Source organism: uncultured Candidatus Pelagibacter sp. (assembly GCF_943788075.1).
Taxonomy (GTDB): domain Bacteria; phylum Pseudomonadota; class Alphaproteobacteria; order Pelagibacterales; family Pelagibacteraceae; genus Pelagibacter.
Genome location: NZ_CALSOW010000001.1, coordinates 312,662 through 330,133, shown reverse-complemented (window position 1 = coordinate 330,133; position 17,472 = coordinate 312,662). Strand labels below are relative to the sequence as shown.

Annotated in this window: 12 protein-coding genes and 2 tRNA genes; 6 read left to right on the top strand and 8 right to left on the bottom strand. The window is 29.6% G+C overall.

Annotated elements, in window-relative coordinates; translation table 11 throughout:
• The 3 genes from Q0X98_RS01925 to Q0X98_RS01915 form a co-directional block, all read right to left on the bottom strand.
• Positions 1 to 1,269, bottom strand: coding sequence for a 2-oxo acid dehydrogenase subunit E2 (locus Q0X98_RS01925; protein WP_297680886.1), 1,269 nt, complete (start codon positions 1,267 to 1,269; stop codon positions 1 to 3).
• Entirely contained in the window at positions 1,269 to 4,307 is a 3,039-nt protein-coding gene (gene aceE, locus Q0X98_RS01920) for a pyruvate dehydrogenase (acetyl-transferring), homodimeric type (RefSeq protein WP_297680884.1), read from the bottom strand. Before aceE ends, Q0X98_RS01925 begins: the two co-directional genes overlap by 1 nt.
• Positions 4,308 to 4,416: 109 nt before the next feature.
• Entirely contained in the window at positions 4,417 to 5,604 is a 1,188-nt protein-coding gene (locus Q0X98_RS01915) for an acetyl-CoA C-acetyltransferase (RefSeq protein ID WP_297680882.1), read from the bottom strand.
• A gap of 74 nt (positions 5,605 to 5,678) precedes the next feature.
• On the opposite strand from Q0X98_RS01915, the gene Q0X98_RS01910 reads away from it, so the two are divergent.
• A tRNA-Arg gene (locus tag Q0X98_RS01910) sits at positions 5,679 to 5,755 on the top strand.
• A gap of 119 nt (positions 5,756 to 5,874) precedes the next feature.
• Positions 5,875 to 6,300 (top strand): PaaI family thioesterase, encoded by a 426-nt coding sequence (locus tag Q0X98_RS01905; protein ID WP_297680880.1) that lies wholly within the window; start codon positions 5,875 to 5,877, stop codon positions 6,298 to 6,300.
• Here the strand turns inward: Q0X98_RS01905 and Q0X98_RS01900 are convergent.
• The 3 genes from Q0X98_RS01900 to Q0X98_RS01890 form a co-directional block, all read right to left on the bottom strand.
• A complete protein-coding gene (locus Q0X98_RS01900; RefSeq protein ID WP_297680877.1) occupies positions 6,283 to 8,622 on the bottom strand; it encodes a TRAP transporter permease in 2,340 nt (779 codons plus the stop codon). The two genes, Q0X98_RS01905 and Q0X98_RS01900, sit on opposite strands and share 18 nt — an antisense overlap.
• 75 nt (positions 8,623 to 8,697) lie before the next feature.
• Positions 8,698 to 9,702, bottom strand: a complete 1,005-nt coding sequence (locus Q0X98_RS01895) for a TAXI family TRAP transporter solute-binding subunit (RefSeq protein ID WP_297680875.1) — start codon at positions 9,700 to 9,702, stop codon at positions 8,698 to 8,700.
• A 73-nt stretch (positions 9,703 to 9,775) separates the two neighbouring features.
• Entirely contained in the window at positions 9,776 to 11,002 is a 1,227-nt protein-coding gene (locus Q0X98_RS01890; RefSeq protein ID WP_297680873.1) for an aminotransferase class I/II-fold pyridoxal phosphate-dependent enzyme, read from the bottom strand.
• A 173-nt stretch (positions 11,003 to 11,175) separates the two neighbouring features.
• Between Q0X98_RS01890 and Q0X98_RS01885 the strand changes: the two genes are divergently transcribed.
• The 4 genes from Q0X98_RS01885 to Q0X98_RS01870 are packed head-to-tail and all read left to right on the top strand — an operon-like array spanning position 11,176 to position 15,266.
• Positions 11,176 to 13,659, top strand: a complete 2,484-nt coding sequence (locus Q0X98_RS01885) for a helicase-related protein (RefSeq protein WP_297680871.1) — start codon at positions 11,176 to 11,178, stop codon at positions 13,657 to 13,659.
• Positions 13,660 to 13,664: 5 nt separating this feature from the next.
• A complete protein-coding gene (locus Q0X98_RS01880) occupies positions 13,665 to 14,078 on the top strand; it encodes a TerB family tellurite resistance protein (RefSeq protein ID WP_297680869.1) in 414 nt (137 codons plus the stop codon).
• Complete coding sequence (gene fdxA / locus Q0X98_RS01875; RefSeq protein WP_297680867.1) at positions 14,078 to 14,404, top strand: ferredoxin FdxA; 327 nt, start codon at positions 14,078 to 14,080, stop codon at positions 14,402 to 14,404. Before Q0X98_RS01880 ends, fdxA begins: the two co-directional genes overlap by 1 nt.
• Positions 14,346 to 15,266, top strand: coding sequence for a CarD family transcriptional regulator (locus Q0X98_RS01870; protein WP_297680865.1), 921 nt, complete (start codon positions 14,346 to 14,348; stop codon positions 15,264 to 15,266). The genes fdxA and Q0X98_RS01870 overlap by 59 nt, the downstream gene beginning before the upstream one ends.
• A 368-nt stretch (positions 15,267 to 15,634) precedes the next feature.
• On the opposite strand, the gene Q0X98_RS01865 is transcribed toward Q0X98_RS01870, so the two are convergent.
• Positions 15,635 to 17,365 carry a long-chain fatty acid--CoA ligase gene (locus Q0X98_RS01865; protein WP_297680863.1) on the bottom strand — a complete coding sequence of 577 codons (1,731 nt, stop codon included), beginning with the start codon at positions 17,363 to 17,365 and terminating at the stop codon, positions 15,635 to 15,637.
• Positions 17,366 to 17,371: 6 nt separating this feature from the next.
• Positions 17,372 to 17,456 (bottom strand) — tRNA-Leu (locus Q0X98_RS01860).
• Between the last annotated feature and the right edge of the window lie 16 nt (positions 17,457 to 17,472).

The window sequence follows — 17,472 nt, the reverse complement described above, 5'->3', positions numbered from 1 at the left end:
TTAAACAGCTAACTTATAAGCAAAATTCTTGCCTAGATTTTCTTTAAGATCATTATTAAATCTTGCTGCTTCTGCTCCATCAATAATTCTATGATCATAGGACAAAGATATAGGCAACATTGTTCTTGTTTGAAATTTTCCATTAATGAAGATTTGTTTTTTTTGAGATTTACCTACTCCTAAAATTGCAACTTCTGGAAAATTTATAATTGGAGTAAAAAATGATCCTCCTATTCCACCTAAACTAGTGATGGTCATAGAGCCACCAAATAATTCCTTTTTATCAATTTTTAGATTTCTACAAAGTTCGCTTACTTCTTTTAATTCTTTGCTAAGTAGTGAAATTTTTTTATTATTAACATTTCTAATTTTAGGAACCATTAAACCATTGGGTGTATCAACAGCAATTCCAATATGAAAATATTTTTTTAATGTCATTTTTCCAGTTTCAATTTCATCTATAGATGAGTTAAAACTTGGGAATTTTTTTAAGGACGCAACTAGTGCTTTAATTATAAATGCCAAAGGAGTAATTTTAATCTTTTCTCCTGTATACATATTGGTTAAAGAACTTCTAAAGTTTTCCATTTCCGTTATATCTGCTTCATCATGGTTTGTAACATGAGGTATCGTCGTCCATGAATTAATTAAATAAGTTGAAGATAATTTTTTTACTCTTGGAATATCTTTAATTTCAATTTCTCCAAAATCTGAATGCTCAAATTCATTTTTAATTTTATTTCTCTTATCATCTTTAGTTTCATTAATATTTTTTGGCTTAGATAAAACAAATTTTTTGATATCATTCTCTATAACCCTTCCATCTTTTTCACTTCCTTCAACTTGAGTAATATCTACACCAAGTTCCCTAGCAAATTTTCGGGCTTTTGGGCTTGCAGATGGTACCTCATGAGATGAGGATTGAGCTTGTTTAACAGAAGAAGGTTGCTTTATTTCTGGTTTTATTACTTTAATTTTTTTGAACTCTTTTTCAATGTTTGGTTTTTCTTCCTCACTTTTCTCTGTTTGTGATTTATTTTCTATAATTAATATTAAATCACCTTCTGAAACTTTATCTCCTACCTTTAATTTTAAAGACTTAATTTTACCCTCAAAGTTTGATGGAATTTCTACACTGGATTTATCACTTTCGATTGTTATCACTGGGTCATTTTTTTGAAGAATTTGACCTTCAGAAACCAAAACTTCTATTATCTCAACATCTTTGAAATCTCCAATATTTGGTACTTTGATCTCGGTTTCTGACATTATAATTTAGTGGGTATTGGTTTTTCACCATCAATATTATATTTCTTTATCGCTTCTTTTGCATATTTTGAAGCTATTAATTGTTCTTTAGCTAAAACACTCAAACTATAAGCAACCAAATGTTCTTTATCTACTTCAAAGAATTTCCTTAAATTTTTCCTAGTATCACTTCTACCAAAACCATCTGTTCCTAAAGAATAAAAACTTTTATTAGTATATGGTCTTATTTGATCTGAATTCATTCTCATATAATCTGATGCAGCCATTATTGGCCCCTCAGATTTACCTAAACATTTTTCAACAAATGAAGTTTTTTGTTCTTTGTCTGGGTTTAAAAGATTATATCTTTCGACTTCCATCCCATCTTTTCTTAACTCATTAAAACTTGTCACGCTCCAAATTTCACTATCAATTTGATATTCATTTTGAAGAACTTCTGCTGCTGCCATCATTTCTCGAAGGATAGTGCCTGATCCTAAAAGCTGAATTTTTGTCTTCTTAAACTTATTAAATTCTTTAATCTTATACATCCCCTTAAGAATACCCTCCTCACAATTAATATCTTTTGGCATTTCAGGATGAGAATAATTTTCATTCATCGTAGTAATATAGTAAAAAACATTTTCTTTTTTTTCATGCATTCTTCTTAAACCTTCTCTAAAAATAACAGCTAACTCGTAATGAAAAGTTGGGTCATAAGTTACACAATTAGGTATTGTCGATGCTATTAAGTGGCTATGTCCATCTTGGTGTTGAAGCCCTTCTCCAGCTAAAGTAGTTCTTCCTGCTGTAGCTCCAATTAAAAATCCTCTTGCTTGGCTATCACCAGCAGCCCATGCAAGATCACCAATTCTTTGAAAACCAAACATAGAATAAAAAATATAAATAGGAATCATTTCTATATCGTGGTTTGTATATGCTGTAGCAGCCGCAATCCAAGATGACATTGCACCAGCTTCATTAATTCCTTCTTCTAATACCTGGCCACTCTTATCTTCACGATAAGAGCTTAACTGAGCAGAATCTTCTGGCTCATATTTTTGACCTTCATGAGCATAAATTCCTATTTTTTGAAAAAAACCTTCCATTCCAAATGTTCTTGCTTCATCAGGAATTATTGGAACTAACCTTGGTGAAATATTTTTGTCTCTTAACAAATTTGTAAACATCCTAACCATTGCCATGGTAGTTGACATTTCTTTTTCACCAGTTGAAACTTTCATAAAATCAAAAATATCTTTTGATGGTGCCTTAATTGGTTTTGCATAGGTTGTTCTTTCAGGTAGATAGCCACCTAAATTTAATCTTCTTTCTTTTAAATATTTAATCTCAGGAGATTTTTCATCAGGTTTGAAATATTCTATATTTCTAACTTGCTCATCTGTTAACGGAACATCAAATCGATCTCTATAGTATAACAAATCATCAACATCTAATTTTTTTGTTTGATGGGTTGTGTTCACACTTTCACCTGTCTTACCCATTCCGTATCCCTTGATAGTTTTTGCTATAATAACAGTAGGACTTCCTTGGTTTTTTGTAGCCTTATCATAAGCGGCATATACCTTGTGAGGATCATGACCACCTCTATTTAACCTCCAAATGTCTTTGTCTGACAAGCTTGATACTAATTCTTGTGTTTCAGGATATTTACCAAAAAACTTTTCTCTCACATAAGCTCCATCTCTAGCTTTCATTGCTTGATATTCACCATCAACTGTTTCGTTCATTATTTTAACTAAATGACCTGTTTTATCATTTGTTATCAACGAGTCCCAATATGAACCCCAAATTACCTTAATTACATTCCAACCAGCTCCACGGAAACTACCTTCTAATTCTTGAATAATTTTTCCATTTCCTCTTACAGGTCCATCAAGTCTTTGAAGATTGCAATTCACTACGAATATTAAATTGTCTAGCTTTTCTCTTGCTGCTAGTCCAATTGCACCCATCGACTCAGGTTCATCCATTTCTCCATCACCTAAAAATGCCCAAACTTTTCGACCCTCATCTTTAATAAGCCCTCTGTTAATTAAATATTTCATGTATCTTGCTTGATAAATTGCAAGCATCGGACCTAAGCCCATTGAAACAGTTGGAAATTGCCAAAACTTAGGCATTAACCATGGATGTGGATAAGAAGAAAGTCCACCTGAATTTACTTCTTGTCTAAAACTATCTAATTGTTTTTCATTTAATCTTCCTTCTAAAAATGCTCTAGCATACATCCCCGGAGCACTGTGGCCTTGAAAATAAACTAAATCTCCACCAAATTTATTATTTTTTGCTCTCCAAAAATGATTCATACCAACATCATAAAGAGTTGCAGCAGATGCAAATGTACCTATATGGCCACCTAGTTCTGGAAATTTTTTATTTGCTCTAACCACCATTGCAGCTGCATTCCATCTAATTAAAGATCTAATTCTTCTCTCAATATTTTGATCTCCATTTGATTTAACTTCTGCTTCAGGAGGTATCGTATTTATATAAGGGGTATTTTGAGTGTAAGGAATATTTGCACCCTCACGATAAGCTTTGTTAATTAATTCTTTAATTAAAAAATGAGCTCTTTGATTTCCATCTTTTGAAATAACTGCTGACAAAGACTCCAGCCAATCTTGAGTTTCTAAAGGATCTGTATCTTTACCGTTAGTTGCCTGAATAGTTGATTGTTCTTTCTTTTGAATAGATTGTTGAGTGACTTCAGCCTCATCTTTTTTCACTGCTAAAGCTGCTTCAGCTTGTTTAATAATACTTTCGGTATCTTTTGGAATTGGATTTTCTTTTTTATTTTGTTCTGAAGGAACAATATTTAAGATTATATCTCCTCTCGAAACTTTATCTCCAACTTTAACTTCGACTTTTTCAACCTTTCCAGCAATAGTTGAAGGGATTTCAACACTTGATTTATCACTTTCAATCGTAATTACTGGATCGTTAATGTTTAATTCATCACCTTGTTTTGCAAGAACCTCTATAACTTCAACTTCCTCAAAATCTCCGATATCTGGGACAAGTAATTTTTCACTCATTATTTTAAAGTGTTTTATATACCTATTAATATTATAATTAAGTTTATTTTGACCTGTTATTAGGCTTTTTTATGAAATTCTGTAAAAAAATTGTACAAAAGTTGAATATTTAATTTCTCTCAACACACATAGCTATACCCATTCCACCTCCAATACATAATGTGGCACAACCTTTGCTTTTATTTTGCTTTATCATTTCGTGTATTAAAGTAACTAGTATTCTTGTTCCTGATGCACCAATTGGATGGCCTAAAGCAATAGCTCCACCATTAACATTAACTATTTCTTTAGGAATTTTTAACTCTTTTATTACTGCTATGCTTTGAGCTGCAAAGGCTTCATTTATTTCAAATAAATCAACATCGTCTACACTCCAACCAGCTTTATTTAGCGCTTCTTTAACTGCTGGTATGGGCCCTAATCCCATCAAAGATGGTTCTACACCACATGATGCCCATGAAACTATTTTAACTAATGGTTCTACAGACTTATGTTCAGCTTGTTTTCTTGTCATTAATACTATTGCAGCTGCGCCATCATTTATTCCTGATGAATTTCCAGGAGTAACAGTTCCATTTTCTTTAAAAACAGTTTTTAATTTTTTCAAATCATCTATAATTAAATTACCTCTAGGATGTTCATCTTTATCTAAAACTAAATTTTCTTTTTCTTTATTAATTTGTAATTTGATTATTTCATCTTTAAATTTTTTTCTATTTAAAGCATCTTGAGTTTTTTTTTGAGAATTTAATGCAAAGTTATCTTGTTCATCTCTAGAAATTTCAAATTTATCAGCAACATTTTCTGCTGTTACCCCCATGTGATAATGGTTAAAAGAGTCTATCAATCCATCATTGATCATTGTATCTATTAACTTAGACTCATCTAATTTTTTATTTTCTCTATAGAACAATGAATGAGGTGCTCTTGACATATTTTCTTGACCCCCTGAAACTATAATTTTATTTTCCTCTAATTTGATTGATTGAAATCCTGAAACTATAGATCTTAAACCTGATCCACATACTTGATTTACAATATGTGCAGGTTTAGATACTGGGATACCAGCATGAATGGAGGCTTGTCTTGCTGGGTTTTGACCAAGACCAGAAGTAAGAACATGACCCATAATCACTTCATCAATTTGCTCAGGCTTCAAATTTGATTTATGTATAACTTCTTTAATTGCTAGTGCACCCAATCTATCAGCACTCAAATCTTTTAAAGAACCTTTATATGTTCCAATTGGTGTTCTTAAAGCAGAGGTAATTACAACATCATCTAATTTTTTGCTCATTAATTACTCAACATAATATTTTATAAGTTAAATTACATCAAAAACTTTGATATATTGAAACAATTATTAAATTAGGACCGCTGGCCAAATTGGATAAGGCGCTCGGCTACGAACCGGGAGATTCCAGATTCGAGTTCTGGGCGGTCCACCAAAAAGGAAATTAAAATGTTAGATTGGCTTATAAAAGCATCGTTACAAAAATCAGTTATATATTTTTTTATAATTGTTTTAATAATTTTATTAATCTTAACTTTTGTATTATAAAAAATTATGAGCAAAGAATTTGAGCAAATAAGTATTAAGCCTGGATTTATGAAGCACAATGGAGGTGTTTTATTTAGAACAGTATCTGAAACTGAGTATGAATTTAAATCAACGATTAATGAAAATCATTTAAACGCTGCCAACATAACTCATGGTGGTTATTTATCAGCGTTAATCGATGCTGGAGCAGGGACAGCAGCTCACAGGGCTAGTGGTAATTCACCATGTGTTACCATTTCGTTAGATTTAAAATTTATTGGAGCATCTAAAGTAGGTGATGAAATAACTGGATTTACAAAAATATTAAAAAAAACAAACACACTTATATTTTTATTTTGTGAATTAAGATGTAATGACAAAATTATTACCTCTGCTTCAGGCGTTTGGAAAATTTTAAAGATAAAACCCTCAAATTTAGGTCCTGGTGGTTAATTTATCTTTTCTTCTATAATTCAGGTAGCCAAAAATTAACAACAATAAAATTGCTATTGGATAAATGACTTGTTTGCTTGGCCTACTTGAATTTTCTATTTTAAGTTCACTTATATAATCACCGATTTCAAAGCCACTTTTTTTCGCTAATCCATTCCATTTTAGATTATCAACAATAATTTTATTTTTTTTTCTCACTAAGCTAATTCCATAATCTTCTAGTTTGTACTCTTCTTCAAAAGAATTTTTATCAATCACAAATAATTTATATCTTTCACCATAAGGACTCGGTCTAGTAATTTTAAAACGCACTTCTTTTTTTGGATCTAAAATAACTGAATTAATGTTGTTAATATCTTGGTATTTATATTTTGGATAAAATTTATTAAGAACAAACTCTGGTGAGAGCAATGAAATAGATATCATTAAAAAAATAATTATCTCATACCATTTCAGTTTATTAATAAACCAACCTTGAGTTGCTGATGTAAACACTAATATTCCTGCCAAGGAAGTTGTTATTACAACTAATGCATGCCAAATATTTTCTATTCCAATCAAAAGAAGTTCATGATTAAATAAAAATACAATTGGAAGAATGCCTGTTCTTAAACTATACCAGAAAGCTTGTAGTCCTGTTTTAAGTGGATCACCTCCAGAAATAGCTGCCGCCGCATAAGAAGCTAACCCAACTGGTGGAGTAACATCAGCCATTAATCCAAAATAAAAAACAAATAAGTGAACTGCTATTAACGGAAAAATAAATCCAGACGCATTTCCAACATCTACCAAAACAGTTGCCATTAATGATGCAACAACTACATAATTTGCGGTTGTTGGTAATCCCATTCCTAACAATAAACATAATATTATTGTCAAAAATAATAATATTGTGACATTATCTTTAGCAATAGACTCTATAACTATGATTAAATTTGTGCTTAATCCTGTTGATCCAACAGCTCCAACTATTATTCCGGCTGTTGCTATGGCTATACCAACACCAACCATATTTAAAGCACCTTTTTCAAAACCTACGATAGTTTGATTAAACCATATTTTAAGAGAGTCTTTAGAAAAAGAATTTTTGATGAGCAAATAAATTAAATTAACTAAAATCAAAGAAATCGTAGCATAAAAAATTGAATAAGACGCAGTGAACCTTAAGTAAACTAACATATAAATTAGAACAAAGATTGGAATTAAAAAGTGAAGTCCTGATAAAAATGTTTTTTTTAAATTTGGTACATCTGCATCATCCATCCCTTTTAAATTTAATTTTAAGGCCTCAAGATGAGATATATAAAATAGAGCAATATAAGAAATTATTGCTGGTAAAAAGGCATGTTTTACAACTTCAAAATAAGTAACACCAATAAAACTAGCCATAACAAATGCTGCTGCACCCATAACTGGTGGCATAATCTGTCCATTAACAGAAGATGAAACTTCTATCGCTCCTGCTTTTTCTTTTGAAAATCCAGTTTTTTTCATAATTGGAATTGTAAAAGTTCCAGTAGTAACAGTGTTTGCAATTGAAGATCCTGATATTAAACCTGTCATTCCTGAACCTAGAATTGCAGCTTTAGCTGGTCCGCCTCTCATTTTACCCACCATTGCGAATGCTAGATCTAAGAAATACTTTCCTCCACCAGCTGTTTCTAGAAGTGCACCAAATAATACAAACAGAAAAATAAAATCTACAGAAACACCTATTGGAATTCCAAATATGGCTTCCTGATCCAACCATTGAAAACCAACCAATCTATTAAGTGAAAGTCCACCATGAGAAATTATTTCGGGTGCGTATCTTCCAAAATATGAAAACAATAAGAAACAAATAGCAATTATTACTAGAGGTAAGCCTATTGCTCTTCTTGTTGCCTCAAGCAAAATTATAATACCAAAACCACCAATAATTAACTCAATAGGTAATTTAAAACTATCTCCTATTACAACACTTAATAAAACACCTCCACGATCAACTAACTGATCATAAAAAAAATATATATATAAACAAGAAAAAGCTCCAATAAAACTTATTAAAATATCAAATACAGAAATTTTTTTTTCTTTTGAAATTGGGTAAATTAAAAATGCTAAAGTTAATGCAAAACCAAGATGAATAGCTCTTGCTGGCAATCCTTTAAACATTCCAAAATTAAAAATGAAAGGAAATGGAGATGCATACCAAAGCTGAAATAAAGACCAAATAATTGCAATTGCTGCAACAATCTTTAGGTGTAAACCTGTAAGATTTTTTGTTGGAGACAAATCCTCATTAATTTTATCTTTTACTTTTTCACTAAAGATTTGACTCATAAAAAATATGATACCTCATTATAAAAAAAAGGCCCGATTAAAAATCAGGCCTTTTAATTTAATTAAGATTGTGGATTACATTAATCCAGCTTCTTTGTAGTATTTAATTGCTCCTGGATGTAACGGAGCAGATAAACCATCTTTAATCATATTTTTCTTTTCTAAAAATCCAAAAGCAGGATGTTGCTTTTTAAAATCATCAAAATTTTCAAAAACAGCTTTTACTACTTGATATACTAAATCGTCAGAAACATATGCACTAGTTACTACAGTAGCTTTTACACCAAATGTAGTCGCATCTTTTTTCTGTTTTGTATAAGTGCCTTTAGGAATTACAGCTTGTGCATAATAATCAGCACCATCTATTAAACCTTGAACTTCAGGTCCTGTTAAGTTGATTGGTGAGGCTTTAGCAGCACAAGTGGCAGCTTGTTCCATTGCTCCATTAGGAAATCCTACAGAATAACCAAAAGCATCGATTTTACCATCGCACAAAGCTTTTACTTGTTCAGATGAAGTAAGCTCAGTCGTAGATTTAAAATAACTATTATCTACACCCATTGCCTTCATTAACTCTTCCATAGTTCCTCTTTGACCTGAACCAGGGTTACCAATGTTTACTACTTTTCCTTTTAAACCAGCAAAATCTTTAATTTTTGCTTTTTTTCTTGCCCAAATTTGAAAAGGTTCATTGTGGACTGAAAATACAGCTCTTAATCCACTAAACTGTTTTCCTTCCCATTTACTAGTTCCATTTACTGCATGATATTGCCAGTCAGATTGAGCAACACCAAATTGAAATTCATCGGCTGCAATTTGGCCAATATTATAGTTTGATCCACCAGTTGATGGTGCTGTGCATCTATATGCTTTAGCAGAACCTTTTTTTCTTCCATGCTCAGCACTGATTGCTGATTTGTGTAACATTTTACAAATAGCATTACCTGTTTGGAAATAAACTCCAGTAGGTCCACCAGTTCCTATTGTGAAGAACTCTGCTGATTTTGCAACACCAGTTAAAGACAAAGATGCAGCTAATATCAGTAAAGCACTAGATAAAGATGTAATTATTTTTTTCATTTTTTCTCCCTCTATATCGTTATTTTTATATTACAATTTTAACAGTAATTAATTAGGTATGTATAGCTAGATTTTATATTGAATCTGACCATTTTTTTAACTTATCAACACCTTCAATGATTTTAGGTGCAAAGTTTGCAATATGATTATTATCAATTTTTTGATTATCTTCAATTTTGTCCATAAATTCTTGGCCATCAAAATCAGTAAAGCTCAATCTTGCCAGCATTCGGGTTTGATCAAAGCCAAAATCGGTTCCCGGTAACAAAGCAACACCTGTATCATTCAATATACTGTCACACATTTCTGATGATGAATTAAATTTTTTATTTAAAAACTCCGGCATTAAATAAAATCCTCCTTGAGGTTTATTAATTAGAACTTTATTTGATTTTAAATTTTCATAAACATAATTACCAACTGCACATAATATATTTCTAGATTTATTAATATAATTTGAATGATCATTCTCATATGCTTTTATTGCTGCATACTGAATGGGTGCACTAACAGCTGAAAAAGTTTCACTTGCTAACACATTAATCATATTCTTAATTTCAATTAACGAGTCTGGTACTAAAAAATAACCTAACCTCCATCCACCAGCACCACACCATTTACTTAATCCAGTACTAACAATTGTTTTCTCAGGACAAAAATTAGAAATAGATTGATAATTATCTTTAAAAGTTAATTCTGAATATATTTCATCAGACAAAATAATTAGATTATATTTTTCAGTAATATTTGCTATTTCTTTTAAATTCTCACAAATTTGACCAGATGGATTGTTTGGTGAATTTAAAAATAATAAATAATTTTTATTTTTATCTTTCAAAACAATTTCTTCAATTTCTAAAGCAGTTGGAAACCAATTATTCTCTCTTTTTGTTTGTAGAATTTGTGTTTTATTTCTACCTAATATTGCTTGAGGAGCATATGAAACCCAACTAGGAGCAGGCAATATAATTTCTCCATCAAATATAACATGTAATAAAAACATTAATTCTTTTGAACCAGGTCCAATAATTACACTTTCAGATTTATAGTCATAATTCTTTTTTTTTGATGTGTATTTTGCAACTACATCTCTTAGTTCAGAAAGACCTTGCATTGGCAAATATTTATTTTGGTGTGCATTATCTTGTAGTTCTTTCACAATATCTTCTGGAACTTTAAATGGGGATTGCCCAAAACCAAATTTAAATATTTTTTTTCCTTGCTCTTCTAATCTTCGAGAAGTTTCATTTATAAGCAAAGTTGAAGATGGCTTTAGATCTTTAACTAAATTTTTAAGCATTTTTATTTCGTAAATTACTATTATAGAATTAATCTTAATTATGCTAATCTAAGAAAAGTTAATAGCAAAATGAGAACTTTTTATCGTCCGATTCGGTCATGTTTTAGTCTATTTTTGTTCTTTAGCACCAACAATATCTGGTAGGTAAAAAAAAAAGTACACCAAAAGTAGAAATGACAAAACACAAAATTACTGCTGTTCTAGGACCTACAAATACTGGAAAAACCCACCTTGCTATAGAGACAATGCTCTCATTTGACTCTGGTATGATAGGTTTTCCTTTAAGGTTGTTAGCCAGAGAAGTTTACGACAAAGTAATAAAAAAGATTAGTGTAGATAAAGTTGCCTTAATAACAGGTGAAGAAAAAATTATTCCAGCCAATGCTAAATACTTTTTGTGCACTGTAGAGTCTATGCCAATTGATAAACATTTAGATTTTGTTGGTGTTGATGAAATTCAAATGTGTGCGGATCATGAAAGAGGTCATATTTTTACAGATAGACTCTTAAACATAAGAGGTGAAAAACTTACTATGCTTATGGGTTCAAGTACTATCAAAAATATAATTTCAAAACTAAATGGTGATGTTGAATTTATAAATAGGGAAAGATTGTCAAAATTAACATATGCGGGTCATAAAAAAATTTCGAGAATAAATAGGAAAACAGCAATAATAGCTTTCTCAGCAGAAGAAGTTTATGCAATAGCTGAATTAATCAGAAGACAAAAAGGTGGGGCTGCGATTGTAATGGGTTCATTGAGTCCAAAGACAAGAAACGCTCAAGTGGAACTTTATCAATCAGGAGATGTTGATTTTTTAGTAGCAACTGATGCTATTGGAATGGGTATTAATATGGACTTAGATTATGTTTTTTTCTCTAATCTTAAAAAATTTGATGGAAAAAAATTAAGAAAATTAAATTTATCTGAAATAGGGCAAATTGCCGGTAGAGCTGGAAGATACTTAAATGATGGAAGTTTTGGTATTACAGGTGATTGTAAAGATATTACAGCTGAAGATGTAGAGTTAATAGAAAGCCACAAATTTGAGGAAATTAGAACTTTATTTTGGAGAAACTCAAGCTTAAATTTTAATAATCCTCTTAGTTTGATTAAGTCTTTAGAGGAAAAACCACAGATGGGATGGTTGCGTAAAATTCATGAATGTGAAGATGAAAAAGCCCTTAAATATTTTTTAAAAGATAAAAGTCTTATAAATTTAAATTTTGATAAAAAATTACTCAGTCTTTTATGGGAATGTTGTCAGATACCTGATTTTGTAAAAAAAACATATGGTAATCACTATGAAGTCATAGGAAATGTTTTTAGATATTTGAGTAGTGGAAAACAGCAAATTACTGATGAATTTATGAGATTACAGCTAATAAAACTTGATAAATTAGAGGGAAATGTAGATTCTTTATCAAATAGAATTGCAAATGTAAGAACTTGGTCTTATGTTTCAAATAAAAATAATTGGACAGAAAATCAAGACTATTGGATTGAAAAAACAAAACATTTAGAAGACAGACTTTCAGACAGACTTCATGAAGAGCTTACCAAAACATTTATTGATAAAAGAGCAAGTGTTCTAGCAAGAGGCTTAAAACAGGATATGGAATTCAAAACAAAAATACTTGAAAATAATGATGTACTAATAGATGAACAATTTATTGGTAAAATAAATGGACTTAAATTGATACTAGATTTAAAAAAAGGTGCATTAGAAACAGACATCAAGTCATTAAAAAAAGCAGCCAGACAAACTATTGGGCCAGAGTTAGAAAAAAGAATTCAAACTATTATTGATACAGGGTTAATTGAATTAAATAATGATTTCAAAATTTATTGGAACAATTTTCCGATTGCAAAATTATCTACTGGTCATGATTATTTAAATCCAAATTTTGAATTAATAGTTGATGATATTATTGAACCTATTCAAAAACAAAAGCTAAGTGAGTATATTGGTAAATGGATACAAGATAAAATTAACCTAGTTCTTAAAAGCTTAGTTGATCTAAAAAATCTTAAAGATAAAAATTCATCAATCAAAGCTTTGGCATATCAACTTTATGAAAATAATGGTGTATTAAAAAGAGAGCAAGTTTCTGAATATCTAAAATCTCTTGGTCAAAATGAGAGAAAAATTTTAAGAGAATTAGGAGTAAAATTTGGAAGGTATCATGTGTTTTTATATCAATTAATTAAACCAGAAGCTGTATCAATAAGAACATTATTATGGAAAAATTTTCATCAAAAACATTATAACATTAAGCCGCCAACATTTGGATTAAATTTTTTAGATGACAAAGAGAATAGAAATAGAAATTTTATGCTTTTATGTGGATTTGAAAAATTTGATACTTTGTTTGTAAGGATAGATATTCTAGAAAGATTATTTATGCTAATTATAAATTTATCAAACTCAAAAGAAAATAAAGAAATTAAAATAATACCAGAAATGTTAAATTTATTAGGCTGTAGCAAGGATAATTTTAAAAAACTTTTACAAAAAATGAATTATAAAATATTTGATAAAGATGATGAAACTTATTTTAAATATAACCCTGTTAAAAAATTTAAAAAAAACTTTGTAAAAAAAGTTTCAAATGAAAATCCGTTTAAAATTTTAAAAAATTTAAATCTTAGTTAAATTTCATGTTTTTTAAAAAAGACTCAACTGAAACTGAAAAAAACTTTTTAATTAAAACATGTGCACTATTAATTCATGCAGCTAAAATAGATGAAAAATATACTGAAAAAGAGGAAGAAATTATTAAAAAAACTCTCTTAGAGTTAAATGCTAACAAGGAAAAAATAACTCAAATTATTAATGATGCTAAATCTATTGAAGAAAATTCAAATCAAATTTTAGATTTTACAAGAGAAGTAAAAAACTTACCCGAAAATGATAAAATTAAAATTATAGAAGCCTTGTGGTCTATTATTTACTCAAATGATGAAGCTGATATTTATGAGACAAATTTAATGAGACGTTTGGCGGGCTTACTTTACATTGACAGTTCAACGATGGGCGATATTAAAGATAAGATTAAAAATAGAAAATTATAATGACATATATTGTTAATGATAAATGTATTAAATGTAAATTGACTGACTGTGTTGATGTTTGTCCAGTGGATTGTTTTTATGAAGGCAAAAATATGCTTGTAATTAAACCGGATGAGTGTATAGATTGTGGCGTTTGTGAGCCTGAATGCCCAGTAGATGCCATTAAAGCTGATACTGAACCTGGTAGCGAACAATGGTTAGAAATCAATAAAAAATACTCTGAAGTCTGGCCAAATATAAGTGAAAAAAAAGATCCTCCAACGGATCATGAAAAATTTAAGAATGAGCAAAATAAGTACGAAAAATATTTTAAAGAAAATCTTTAAATCTAAACCTGAAAAAAAAGTGAAAAAAAAAGTTACTATCAAAAAAGTTGTTAAAACAAAAAAAGTAACAAAAGATAAAGTTAAGAAAGCCAAAAAAGTTGTTGCCAAGAAAGCAAAAAAAGTAACCAAAAAAATTACTCCAAAACCAATTAAATCAAAAAAAGCTATAAAAGTCTCTGAACTAAAAGAAGAGACAAAAGTTGATAATCTAAGAATTTCTAAAAGTAACGAAGTAAAACCTGAAATTAAAAAAGTCAAAAAACAAGAAACTGAAAAAAGAGAATATAAAATAAAAGATTATGTTGTTTACCCAAAACATGGTGTTGGTCAAATTACTGAGTTTAAAAAAATTAATATAGGCGGGATTGACGTTGAAACTTACGTTATCAAGTTTGAAAAAGATAAAGCTAATGGAATGGTTCCAGTGAATAAACAATCTCATTTAAGACCTTTAGCAACAATCAATCAAGTAAATAAGTGTATTTCTATATTAAAAAGTAAGCCAAAAATAAAAAGATCTATGTGGAGCAGAAGAGCACAAGAATATGAAGCTAAAATTTCGTCTGGTAAAATTTATGAATTAGCAGAAGTCGTAAGAGATTTAAATAAAGGTGATGATCTTATGGTTGACCAATCTTATAGTGAAAGGCAATTATTTGAAAAAGCTTATGAAAGAATTTTATCTGAGTTTCAGATTGTTTTGAATGTATCTCTAGAAGATACACAAAAGAAACTTGATAAAGCTTTAAAAAGAAACTTGGGTGGTCAAGCTCAACCTGTAGCCTCTGTGCCAAAATCAACTACAACTGAATTGCCTGTTGAAGAACCTATTGCTGATTCAGACGATAATTTAGACGAATAAAAAAAACGCCTCTCATACAGATTGTAATGAGAAGCGTTTTTAGTAAAGATTAGTAAATTACTATCTTTTTCTTTTTTTAGCTTTTTTAGCCTTTTTTGCTTTTTTCTTAGTTTTCTTTGCTGCTTTTTTCTTAGTTTTTTTAGCAGCTTTTTTTCTTTTCTTAGGCATCTTTAGCTCCCTAGTTAAGTTAAACGAATCAAGTTGATTCGCTATTAATATATTTTTATTTTTTTATACAAGTTATGTCAATTCTTTAATTAAAAAGTAAATTTCTAAAAAAATTTTTTTATTTTTGTTTTGTTATGAAAATTTTTTTTATTAATTATGTTAATGTTTATGCGGATAATAATCCAATTTTTAAATATAACTTAATAAAGTTTTTCTAATTGAATTTTATATTTTTCTGTAACTTTTTTTCTTTTCACTTTCATTGTTGGTGTCATTAAACCATTTTCTATAGAAAAATTTTCATCTATTAATTGAATTCTTTTTATTTTTTCTAATAAAGTTAATTTTTTATTTATTTTTTCAATTACATTATTAATTTGTTCTTTTTCTTTTAAAAAATCTTTACTAGGCACTATTAAAGCAACCAAATAATTTTTTTTATCCCCGTAGACCATACATTGATCAATTTCTGGCTCATTAGTAATAATATTTTCAATTTTAGCTGGTGAAATATTATCTCCACCTGCACTTACTATAATATCTTTTTTTCTATCAGTAATTTTTAAATAACCATCCTCAGGATCTATTTCTCCAATGTCCCCTGTATGAAGCCATCCATCAATAATTACTTCATCAGTTTCCTTTTTCTTGTTCCAGTACCCCAACATCACATTTTCACCTTTGACCAAAATTTCTCCATCATCAGCAATTTTAACTTGGTTTCCTCTAAAAGGCGGTCCAACAGTTTCTACTTTTATTTTGTGTATGGGATTACAACTTACTACTGGGGACGTCTCAGTTAAACCATAACCCTGTAATGTAGGTAGCCCTACTGAATTCAGAAATTCTCCTATTTCTTTATCTAATGCACCACCACCAGAAACAAAAGCTTTTAATTTTCCACCAAACTGTTTTTTTATTTTTTTTCGAACTAATATCTCAACCATAAAATTTAGTAATTTCTCTGAAAAAGTCATTTTTTGATTTAATAATTTTTTCTTACCCAATCGTAAAGTCGCTTCAATTAGTTTTGCTTTAAAACCAGTTTGTTTTTTTAAATTGATATTAATTTTATTATAAAGATTTTGATAAAATCTAGGGACGGCTGTCATAATTGTTGGTTTTGCTTCAGATATATTTTCTAAAAGTTTTTCTATTTTTTCTGCATAAAATACTTTTGCCCCAACTGCTATCTGGGCAAATTGTACACAATGTTCATAGGAATGGGATAGAGGAAGCCAGGTTAAAAATATAGGTTTGGAGCTAAACAATGGTTTCATAATTTCACAAGCTCCTACAAGATTATTTAAAATTCCACCATGACTTAAAATTACACCTTTTGGATTTCCACCAGTTCCAGATGTATAAATTATACAAGCAGGAGAAGTTCTTTTCAATTTGTCATTTTTAATTTTATCTTCTTCTAATAAGTCATTATTTAATATGATATTAAAGTCTAAATACTTATCTCTATTTATTATATCTAAATTATAAATTACTTTATTAACTTCATCTAATGTTATGACTTTTTTAATAAATTTTTTTTCGTTAATTGTAATGCTTAGTTTTTTTAGCATCTCATTATTGGAGACTATGACGAGGCTAGGTTCACAATCTTCTATTAAATACTTATAATCCTCTTCTGTGTATGTTGTATAAGCAGGAACAGTAATTCCGCCTGATAACATTATTGCCATATCTGAGATAAACCATTCTGGTCTGTTTTCTGAAACTAAGAGACATCTATCTCCCTCTTTTATGTTTTTTTTAATTATTTTTGATAACTTTAAAATATTTTTTTGTGTTTCCTCCCAAGTATATGTTTTTTTATTCTTTGGGTTTAACCATTGTAAAAAAATGCTTTTTTTGTTTTGTTTTTCTGCTTGATAAGAAAATAATTCAATTAAGTTGTTTGTATTATCTAAATTCATATTTTTTGGTGGGCGAAGAGAGAATCGAACTCTCACTTCTTGCGAAACACGATTTTGAGTCGTGCGCGTCTACCAGTTCCGCCATTCGCCCATTATATCCAATTAAT

What these genes read in the sequence shown, in the direction of transcription:
- Q0X98_RS01895 (WP_297680875.1), bottom strand. Translation starts at nt 9,702, where the DNA reads ATGAAAAAAATAATTACATCTTTATCTAGTGCTTTACTGATATTAGCT.
- fdxA (WP_297680867.1), top strand. Translation starts at nt 14,078, where the DNA reads ATGACATATATTGTTAATGATAAATGTATTAAATGTAAATTGACTGAC.
- Q0X98_RS01880 (WP_297680869.1), top strand. Translation starts at nt 13,665, where the DNA reads ATGTTTTTTAAAAAAGACTCAACTGAAACTGAAAAAAACTTTTTAATT.
- Q0X98_RS01890 (WP_297680873.1), bottom strand. Translation starts at nt 11,002, where the DNA reads ATGCTTAAAAATTTAGTTAAAGATCTAAAGCCATCTTCAACTTTGCTT.
- aceE (WP_297680884.1), bottom strand. Translation starts at nt 4,307, where the DNA reads ATGAGTGAAAAATTACTTGTCCCAGATATCGGAGATTTTGAGGAAGTT.
- Q0X98_RS01925 (WP_297680886.1), bottom strand. Translation starts at nt 1,269, where the DNA reads ATGTCAGAAACCGAGATCAAAGTACCAAATATTGGAGATTTCAAAGAT.
- Q0X98_RS01915 (WP_297680882.1), bottom strand. Translation starts at nt 5,604, where the DNA reads ATGAGCAAAAAATTAGATGATGTTGTAATTACCTCTGCTTTAAGAACA.
- Q0X98_RS01900 (WP_297680877.1), bottom strand. Translation starts at nt 8,622, where the DNA reads ATGAGTCAAATCTTTAGTGAAAAAGTAAAAGATAAAATTAATGAGGAT.
- Q0X98_RS01885 (WP_297680871.1), top strand. Translation starts at nt 11,176, where the DNA reads ATGACAAAACACAAAATTACTGCTGTTCTAGGACCTACAAATACTGGA.
- Q0X98_RS01865 (WP_297680863.1), bottom strand. Translation starts at nt 17,365, where the DNA reads ATGAATTTAGATAATACAAACAACTTAATTGAATTATTTTCTTATCAA.
- Q0X98_RS01905 (WP_297680880.1), top strand. Translation starts at nt 5,875, where the DNA reads ATGAGCAAAGAATTTGAGCAAATAAGTATTAAGCCTGGATTTATGAAG.
- Q0X98_RS01870 (WP_297680865.1), top strand. Translation starts at nt 14,346, where the DNA reads ATGAAAAATTTAAGAATGAGCAAAATAAGTACGAAAAATATTTTAAAG.